Source organism: Wenyingzhuangia sp. (assembly GCF_039768515.1).
Classification (GTDB): Bacteria; Bacteroidota; Bacteroidia; order Flavobacteriales; family Flavobacteriaceae; genus Wenyingzhuangia.
On record NZ_JBDNAI010000115.1, the window covers coordinates 1 to 9,218 of the forward strand.

At 38.3% G+C, this 9,218-nt stretch carries 9 protein-coding genes; 1 reads left to right on the top strand and 8 read right to left on the bottom strand.

Going from position 1 to position 9,218, the window contains the following annotated elements; translation table 11 throughout:
* Positions 1–17: 17 nt before the first annotated feature.
* Genes ABF281_RS07415 through pcaH form a run of 6 tightly spaced genes read right to left on the bottom strand, consistent with a single transcriptional unit; the run spans position 18 to position 6,282 of the window.
* Positions 18–1,364, bottom strand: a complete 1,347-nt coding sequence (locus ABF281_RS07415) for a 3-oxoacid CoA-transferase (RefSeq protein ID WP_347181044.1) — start codon at positions 1,362–1,364, stop codon at positions 18–20.
* A 12-nt stretch (positions 1,365–1,376) separates the two neighbouring features.
* The gene (locus ABF281_RS07420; protein WP_347181045.1) at positions 1,377–2,564 is read right to left on the bottom strand and encodes a 4-hydroxybenzoate 3-monooxygenase; all 1,188 of its coding nucleotides are present in this window, start codon (positions 2,562–2,564) and stop codon (positions 1,377–1,379) included.
* Position 2,565: 1 nt separating this feature from the next.
* Positions 2,566–3,699 (bottom strand): 3-oxoadipate enol-lactonase, encoded by a 1,134-nt coding sequence (pcaD, locus tag ABF281_RS07425; protein WP_347181046.1) that lies wholly within the window; start codon positions 3,697–3,699, stop codon positions 2,566–2,568.
* Entirely contained in the window at positions 3,699–5,012 is a 1,314-nt protein-coding gene (gene pcaB, locus ABF281_RS07430; protein ID WP_347181047.1) for a 3-carboxy-cis,cis-muconate cycloisomerase, read from the bottom strand. The genes pcaD and pcaB overlap by 1 nt, the downstream gene beginning before the upstream one ends.
* Positions 5,013–5,026: 14 nt before the next feature.
* On the bottom strand, positions 5,027–5,557 hold the full coding sequence (locus tag ABF281_RS07435) for a protocatechuate 3,4-dioxygenase subunit alpha (RefSeq protein ID WP_347181048.1): 531 nt from the start codon (positions 5,555–5,557) through the stop codon (positions 5,027–5,029).
* A 17-nt stretch (positions 5,558–5,574) separates the two neighbouring features.
* A complete protein-coding gene (gene pcaH / locus ABF281_RS07440; protein ID WP_347181049.1) occupies positions 5,575–6,282 on the bottom strand; it encodes a protocatechuate 3,4-dioxygenase subunit beta in 708 nt (235 codons plus the stop codon).
* Positions 6,283–6,481: 199 nt separating this feature from the next.
* On the opposite strand from pcaH, the gene ABF281_RS07445 reads away from it, so the two are divergent.
* Positions 6,482–7,351 (top strand): helix-turn-helix domain-containing protein, encoded by an 870-nt coding sequence (locus ABF281_RS07445; RefSeq protein ID WP_347181050.1) that lies wholly within the window; start codon positions 6,482–6,484, stop codon positions 7,349–7,351.
* Between the two features lie 60 nt (positions 7,352–7,411).
* On the opposite strand, the gene ABF281_RS07450 is transcribed toward ABF281_RS07445, so the two are convergent.
* On the bottom strand, positions 7,412–8,395 hold the full coding sequence (locus ABF281_RS07450) for a PDR/VanB family oxidoreductase (RefSeq protein ID WP_347181051.1): 984 nt from the start codon (positions 8,393–8,395) through the stop codon (positions 7,412–7,414).
* Positions 8,385–9,218: aromatic ring-hydroxylating dioxygenase subunit alpha (locus tag ABF281_RS07455; RefSeq protein WP_347181052.1), on the bottom strand; the 834-nt coding region annotated here is incomplete at its 5' end. The genes ABF281_RS07455 and ABF281_RS07450, both read right to left, overlap by 11 nt.

Genomic DNA, 9,218 nt, shown 5'->3' on the forward strand with positions numbered 1-9,218 from the left:
CCTTTCGCATAGAGCCCTTAACTTACCCTTTCTACAAACTTGGCGTCAGTTTTCTTTCGAACTTCTTCCAAAGAACTCCCTGGTAATATTTCAATAAGTGTCAACTGTCCTTCTATAAATTTAAACACGGCTAGTTCTGTTATCAGCAAGTCTACACAAGCATATTCGGTTATTGGCAAACTACATTTTTCAACCACCTTTGAATTACCCTCTCTATCCGTATGTCGTAAAGTAATGATTAATTTTTTTGCTCCCGAAGCCAAATCCATTGCACCTCCAACACCTAAAAGAGGTTTGCCTGGTACTGACCAGTTGGCTAGGTTTCCTTGTCCATCTACCTCTAAACCGCCCATAATAGCCACATCAATATGCTCACCACGAATCATGGCAAAGCTATCTGCACTATCGAAGTAACTGCTACCCGGCAATGCTGTGACAGGAACTTTTCCAGCATTTACAGGATAATTCATAGCTCCACCTCCATCGTTAGGTTCCGGACCTACACCTAACATTCCGTTTTCGGTATGCAGAATTATTCCGTCTTCAGGTTTTATTAAATCAGCTACCAAAGTTGGAATACCTATTCCTAGATTGACTACATCACCCTTGCTCAATTCTGCAAAAGCACGCTTGGCCATATTCATTCTTTTTTGATCTATAACTTTTGACGAACCAACCGATGCGGATGAACCCAAATCTTCTTCCGTTAACTTTCGCTCTACCAAGTAATCTACAAAACATCCTGGCGTATGAATTTCATTGGGATCTATTTCACCGATTGGCACAATTTCTTGCACTTCGGCAATAACAATTTCAGCAGCAGTAGCCATAGCACGATTGAAATTTTGTTCGGTCATGCGGTATTGTAAATTTCCTGCCACATCTGCTTTCCAAGCTCTTATTATGGCAACATTCCCTCGAATTCCCTCTACAAAAACTTGTTCTTTGCCGTTTAATATTTTTGTCTCTCTCCCCTTTGCAATTAAAGTGCCCGCAGAAGTTGGTGTATAAAATCCACCGATACCTGCACCACCTGCACGTATCGCTTCTGCCAAGGTACCTTGAGGCAATAATTCATACTCTACTCTACCCTCTTGAGCCGCCAAAACCGCTTCTCTATTAGAAGTAAAAAATGAGCCAATCATTTTCTTTAATTGACCATTGTTTAATAGTCGACCACCACCCATATTAGGCTCGCCCACATTGTTTGCGATAAAGGTTAAATTTTTCACTTTGGTCTTTGCCAATTCATGAATAATATTCACTGGATTACCGGTCATTCCAAAACCTCCTGCCAAAATAATATCTCCATCTTTAACTAAACCTGCTGCTTCATAAGCATTTATTATCTGAACTATTTTCATTGAAATATATATTTAAAAGGTGTTAAAAGGCAGACCCACATAATTTTCTGCTATTGTTGTTTTACCAGCTTTAGACACCTTTATATAATCAAATTTTGCTTTTTGCAATCGATAGGCAAACGATCCGTGCTCATCTTGTTTATGAAACAACTTGGTCATAAAATTGGAAAAATCTTGAGCACGCCAAATCCGTCTTAAGGCAGTATCGGTGTAGCTCTCTAATAACGTTTCTGAATTTTTTTTATAAAAATGCACAAAGGCGTCTACCATATGCTTCACATCAGCAATGGCCAAGTTCATGCCTTTACCTCCTGTTGGCGGCACAATGTGTGCAGCATCTCCTGCCAATAAAAGTCTACCGCTTCGCAAGGTGTCAATCATATGACTTCGCATTGGAGTAATCCCTTTTTCAAAAATTGGGCCTTCTTCTAATTCCCAACCGGGGGTGCCTAATCGAGTGGAGAGCTCGCTCCAAATACGGTCATCTGACCAATTGTCTAAAGAGTCACCATTGTCAACCTGTAGGTATAATCGACTCACGGTTTCTGACCGCAAACTATGCAACCCAAATCCATTTTTATGATAAGAGTAAATAAGTTCATCCGTAGAAGGAGCAACATTTGCCAAAATACCCAACCAACTAAAAGGATAGGTAATATCATAAGATTGAAAACTTTTCTTTGGCAAAGTTTTTCTTCCGATCCCGTGAAAACCATCACATGCAGCTACAAAATCGCATTCAACGATTCCTTCTTCACCATCTTTTATAAAATGTATTTTGGGGTTTTTGGTATTAAAATCCGCAATTTTAGTTGCCTTGGTCTCAAAGTAAAGCGTTTCTCCTCCCTGTAACCAGGCATCTGTCAAATCTTTCGTGATTTCCTGTTGACCATAAATTGATATGGTTCTACCACCAGTCAATTGCCCAAAAGGAATATGAACACGCTCTTCATCAAAACTTAAGTAAACGCCATCATGCACGACACCCTCTTTTTTCATACGCTCATCCAGACCCAATTCTTTTAAAATGTCCTTGGTGTTTTGTTCAACGAGACCTGCTCGCACTCTTCCTTCAACATATTCTCTCGAGCGTAATTCTAATACCACCGCTGATATCCCAAGTTTTTTTAGCCAATTAGCTAATACCATTCCAGACGGGCCAGCTCCAATAATACCCACCTGAGTTTTTATGTTTATCATACTACTTATACCTTATCTTTAATTCTTGAAATACTTCTTCTGCTGAATGCATGGCGTCATTTGCTGCAGGTAATCCGCAATAAATACCTGACTGCAAAATCACTTCTTTAATTTCATCCACCTGCACTCCATTATTAAAAGCAGCTTTGACATGCATTTTAAACTCTGCTTTTTTATTGAGCGGAATTAACATAGCAAGCGTAATAAGACTTCTGCTATGTTTTACCAAACCGGGACGAGTCCATACTTCGCCCCAAGCATAGTGCGATATAAACTCTTGAAAATCGGTGTTGAATTCATTTTTATTACCGTTCGCCTTGTCCACATGAGCATTACCCAAAACAGTTCTGCGAACATGCATACCCCTTTCATAGATTTCTTTGCCTACGATAAAATTGATAAGCGTATCCGCATAATCAGCCGGCAATTCGGTACTTGGCAAATGTCTTGCATGAAATACTTTTAGAGAAGAATTCGGAATTACTTGCTGCATTTTTTCAGCTTGAGCAACATTGGTTACTTCGTCTTCATCGCCTGTTATGATGAGCGTTTCAACGGAAATATCTTTTATACTACCCCTAAAATCAGCAGCAGCAATTGCAGCACAGCATGCGATGTATCCCGCAACTCGGTTTGACAAAAACTTCTGTGTCATTTCCGCCAAACGGGATATGTTTTTTTTCTGGAAATTAGCCGTAAACCATTTTTCCATGGTGGCATCCGTGATGGATTGCATGCCCTTTTCGCTGATAATCTTCATCCGCTCATTCCAGCCTTTCGATGTGCCAATTTTAGAATCCGTATTGCTAATAACTAATTTGTGTAATCTATCCGAATGATTGATTCCAAGCCATTGTCCTATTAACCCACCCATAGATAATCCGCAGAAATACACTTTATCAATCTTCAAATCATCTAAAAGGTCAATGACATCTTGACCAAGCATTTCAATCGTATAATGACCTTCCGTCAATTCACTATTGCCGTGTCCTCGTGTATCGTATTGTAAGACTCTAAAATAAGGGAGCAAATAAGGCACTAGCTCATCCCACATTGATAAATCTGCCCCCAATGAATTAGAGAACATCAGTACGGGGCTATTTGGAGTCCCTTGTATTTTATAGTTTGTTTTCATTATTCCGAATATTTTTTGACGACACTTTCTACCCAAACCACGCTATTGCCAATGGCATTTTCCGGATCGAATAAGTACCCTATATTTTCTATTTGAGGATGCATTTCCATAACCACATCTTTTAACTTTTTTTGCTGTTGAATTGCTAGTGAACATGCTTTTTTTACCGATTCATGTGCATGCAATTTTCCCATAGATTTCGATAAGTGCCGCGAGACTCTTTCGGCATAAATAAGTCCATTGGTCATTTCAATATTTTGAAGCATTCGTTCTTTGTCCACTTCGAGGTTTGTAATTAAATCAATTGACTTCTCTAATGAACCGCCGGTCAATTTCATTAGATCCACTAAGGTTTCCCATTCTGCATGCCATAATCCTGCAGAACGCTCATGCTCTTGTGGCATAACAGACAGCATGGTAGAAACTAATCCCGGAGTACGACTTGCATTGCTTAAAATAAGCGTGCAGGTTACAGGATTTCTTTTATGGGGCATAATACTAGAACCTCCTTTCCCTTCCACCTTTCCTTCAAACACTTCCCCTACTTCGGTCTGCATCAATAAGGAAATGTCTTTTGCGATTTTACCTATCGAACCTGATAAAATTCCTACAACTGACGCAAATTCTACCAGTGAATCTCGGTGAGAATGCCACGGCAGAGACATCTGTAAATTTAGGCTTTTTGCAAATGCCATTTGAACATCTTTTGTAATGCTTGCACTGCCACTGCCGACTGCTCCACCAAGCTGAATACATAGTAAACGTTTTTTTAATTCCAAAACTCTGTCCTTGCTCCTAGAAATACTTTCCAGCCATCCAGAGATTTTTAATCCAAACGTTATTGGTTTTGCTTGTTGTAGAAGCGTTCTACCGACCATCAGGGTTTTCGAATGAGTCTTAGTCAAATTAAGCAAAGCCTTTTCCAAAACATTGATTTTTTGTTCTAACCAATCTATATATCCTGAAATAGTAAGTATGGTAGCGGTATCAATAATATCTTGACTTGTAGCCCCAAGGTGCACATACTTAGAGGCTTCAAAATCCCTATTCTTTATCACTTTGGTAAGCTGCTTGACCAAGGGAATAGCAACATTACCTCCCAAAACCACATCCTTCTTTAACGAAATAAGGTCAATAGCGTCTATTACACAGCAATCTGATATGACGTTTGCTGCCGTTTTAGGAATTACTCCCACTTCTGATTGAGCAATTGCTAAAGCAGCTTCTACCCGCAATAGATTAGTAATGGTCGCTCTGTCCGAAAATAATTCGGAAAGGTCTTTGGCATAAAAAGTTTCAGAATATAGTGACATAGAATCGCGTGTGGTTATACCTTAAAAAAGACCGTTTCATTATCCCCTTGCATATGAATATTGAACACATAAGCGTTCTCTTCTTTTTTGGCAATCAAAGTATTTCTGCGTTCTGCGGGAATAGAATTTAACACCTTATCTTTTTCATTCAAAATTGTTTCATCAGAAAAATAGATGCGCGTATATGAATGCAACAATTGTCCACGCATAAACAGAATTACGTTGATATAAGGTGCCTGATCCTCTACTGATTTTGGCTTTACTGTGGTAAATTCAAACACATTATTCTTATCGGTACCGGTACCGTACCTTCCAAAAAGTTTGTGCTCCCCATCATTCTGCCATAGTTCCAACATAGCATCATCTATTGGGCTACCATTTCCGTCATATACAATTCCTTTTATTTGTATGGCATCTGCTCCTTTAATTCCTTTTACCATATTACCGTCAACCATAGACGAAAAATCATACTGGTACTGCTCTGGCGTCAGTCCATATGCGAAATAAGGACCTATAGTCTGCGAAGGGGTCTGTAATTTTATCATCTCTTCCATATCCTATTTTATCTATTCTCAAATGGGGTTGCATTATGACCTCTCAACACGATATCAAATCTATACCCCAGTGCAAATTCTGGCTCAGTAATAGCTAAATCAAATTTAGACACCAATAAACTTCTACCTTTCTCAGGAACGGCATTGAAAATGGGGTCGTATTGAAACAATGGGTCATTGGGAAAATACATTTGGGTTATCAATCGACTTGAAATCGCATTGCCAAATACGGACAAATGAATGTGAGCTGGACGCCAAGCATTATGGTGATTTCCCCATGGGTATGCTCCTGGTTTTATGGTATAGAATTTATAAAATCCTTGAGCATCTGTTAAGCAGCGTCCAGCACCCAAAAAGTTGGGGTCTAGCGGTGCATTATGTTGGTCAACTTTATGCACATACCTACCTGCGGCATTTGCTTGCCAAATCTCCACTAAAGTATGCGGAATAGGGTGCCCATATTCATCCATAACCCTACCATGAACAACTATTCGCTCACCTAATGGCTCGGATACTTTTATAGAATTCTTGGTAAGATCATGGTCTAGTTCACCAATATTAAAATCCTGGAACAGGGGGCCGGTGCTATCTGACAGGGATTTTCGTGCTACAATAAGCGGCTTTGTAGGAGCTCTTAAAATCGTAGACTTATAGGCTTTATCCACATATGGCGGCTGGACCTCCATATCAAAACCGGTAATGATATCATCACTCATAGTATGGTTTTTATTAATTATTTTCAAAACTAACTACATCGCAAAATTTACGATTGGATAATTTAATTTTATCATTGTACTTTTTAAACATTTTTATAATTTGTACATTTGCTTTTTACGTAAAAAAATACTCATTTTACTGTATTTAAGCACTTTATGCGAATTAAACCCAAAATTGTACTTGTTTAAAATAAACATTATGAATGATATAGTTAGATACCAAGGCTTATATGGCGACCAGAAATTGCCATTTGTGGCCGATTTCATTCACATTGAACCCATTGAAGAGCGTAGTAAATTTTATTCTTGGGAAATCAAGGAACATATTCATACAGATTTGGTTCAGCTCTTTATTGTTGAATCTGGAAGAGGTGTTTTATTTTCGGAAGGAAAGAAAACTCATCTTAAAGCACCTTGTTTGATAACCATACCCGCAAACGTATTACACGGTTTTCATTTTGAACCTCAAATTAAAGGAAATGTAATTACGCTATCTGTTTCTTTTTTTGAAACATTACTCAGTAACCATCAAGAAATAAAAAAAGAAAGCAAACGATTATCTAGCTTCTATTTCGGAGATAATCTTGAAATCGTTAAAGAAATTCTGTATTTAAAATCTAAAATTCAGGAAGAATTATTGACCGAAGCTCCCGAAAAACTTTTGGCCATCACCAGGTATTTTGAATTGTTATATCTGCAATTGTATCGAGAGCAATATAGAACAAGTGCCAATGCATTAATTTCCAACAATAGAAATTTAGGTTATTACCAACTTTTTCAGGATTTGATTCGTCAACATTCCAAAGCTTTACTTTCTGTAAAGGCATTTTCAAAGGCTATTGGAATAACTCAAACTCATCTCAATAGAGTCTGCAAAGTTGTTGCTGGAAAATCTGCTCTAAAAGTGGTCCAAGATTATACTATAAATGAGGCCAAAAAATATCTTTTAAACACCTCGTACACCGTTGCCGAAGTGGCCTATTTACTCAACTTTAATGACCCTGCATATTTTAACAGACTATTTAAAAAACGTGTAGGAGTTGCTCCTGGAGAATTTCGAAAAGGATAAAAAAGCAACATAACTTATAGTTAGCAAGCACTATCCGAAATTTTTATTGGTCACCATAAATCATACCCCACGGTATGGGGTATCAATGGTTATATTCCCATTTGCGACTCGACTAACGCAGACACACATTTTTTTATTTTCTCCTTTTTCCAATTCACTAAAAAAGAAATCTCGATGGTCAATATCACCTGAATATTCAATAATATCTACTTGACACAATCCACATTCTCCTTTTTTACAATCATACATTACTTCTACTTGGGCATCTTGAAAAGCTTGCAATATGGTCTGGTCCTTCTTCACCTTAAGTTCCAAATCAAATCTTGGAATTTTCACCAAAAAATCTTGAGGAGCAAATAAACCTGAGGCTCCAAAAGTCTCAAAACGTAAATTAGAATTTTCATAAGGCCCTTCTTCCCAATTTTTTCGAACTGCATTCATAAATGGCAATGGTCCACAAAGGTAAATTTGTGTTGTAGAATTGGCGATATCAATTAAATTCGAAGTGTTATAACGGCCTTCTTCATCACTGAGATGCAAGATTAGATTGTCACCCAAGAGGGTCGCCAAATCTTCAATAAAAGGCATTTCTTCTTTATTCTTTCCGCAGTACAACATTTTCAGGTTTACTCCCTTCTTTTTAACCAACGTCTGCACCATACCCAATAGTGGTGTGATTCCTATACCTGCTGCAATTAAAAAATAATCATCCGTGTTAAAACTTAATTCAAAGTTATTGATGGGTTGCGATATTTTAATTTTATTTCCTTGCTCCAAAGACCACATGTATTTGGAGCCTCCCTTACTCGATTTCAACAGTTTTACCGCAATGGTATAAGGGGTATTTGGAGTAGATTCACCGACTAATGAATAGCTCCTAATCTCTATTTCATTATTAATCAAAATGGCCACATCAATATGTGATCCAACGGTAAAAGATTTTGTGGTACCACTGGCTGGCATGATTTGTATTTGCAATACATTTTCGGCAACCTGCAATCTGCTTATTACCCTTGCATCAAACCACGAATTTCTATAACGCATCGGCTTCGTTTTTCAGTTCCTCCTCTACCATTTTATCCGTAATCCTTCTGGCCCACATGGCACCTGCATCTATATTCAAATTATAAAACTCTCTATTTGGATTAGCATTAATGGCTTTTTGCTGTGCCTCGAGTATCTCTTCGTCTTGTGCAAAAATACGTGCAACCCCATTTTTGAGTTCTGTGGTATTGCTTTGATCTTTGAGATTATAATTCCTGCTGAATGCCCAAAAATAAAGACAAGTTTGGTTGGTTGAAGGTGTTATCGTATTCAACACATAACCATTAACTCCCTGCGTACGATTTCCTTCTGGTGCTCCCGTATTGGCAATGGCAACCCCGACATCAATATTTATCGTACAAGGGGCTTCAAATTTGATGATTTGCCAACGATCTACTTCACCGTTATGATTAAAAACTTTATTCAATTGCCCCTTCCAAAAAGGAGGAGGTTTAATGCCTTTCATCCACCTGGTAACAGTGGCCGTTTTGTCATCGTAGTGCACGTCAAAAGGTGCCTCTGCGACATTGCGATCCCCTATACTTCCCGAATGCACAAAGGTCTCATGGGTGAGGTCCATTAAATTATCAACTACCAATCTGTAATTACAATTCACCTTTATCATTTGTCCATCACCTGCCCAATCTGGATCATCATTCCAGTGCATATCTGGGATTAAATCTTCATCAGCTAAAGCAGGATTTCCCATCCAAACCCAAATAAACCGATATTTCTGTGCCACAGGATAAGAACGAACGCAAGCAGATGGATTAATGGTTTCTTGAGATGGCATGTGTGAGCATCTACCATCACTAGTATATTC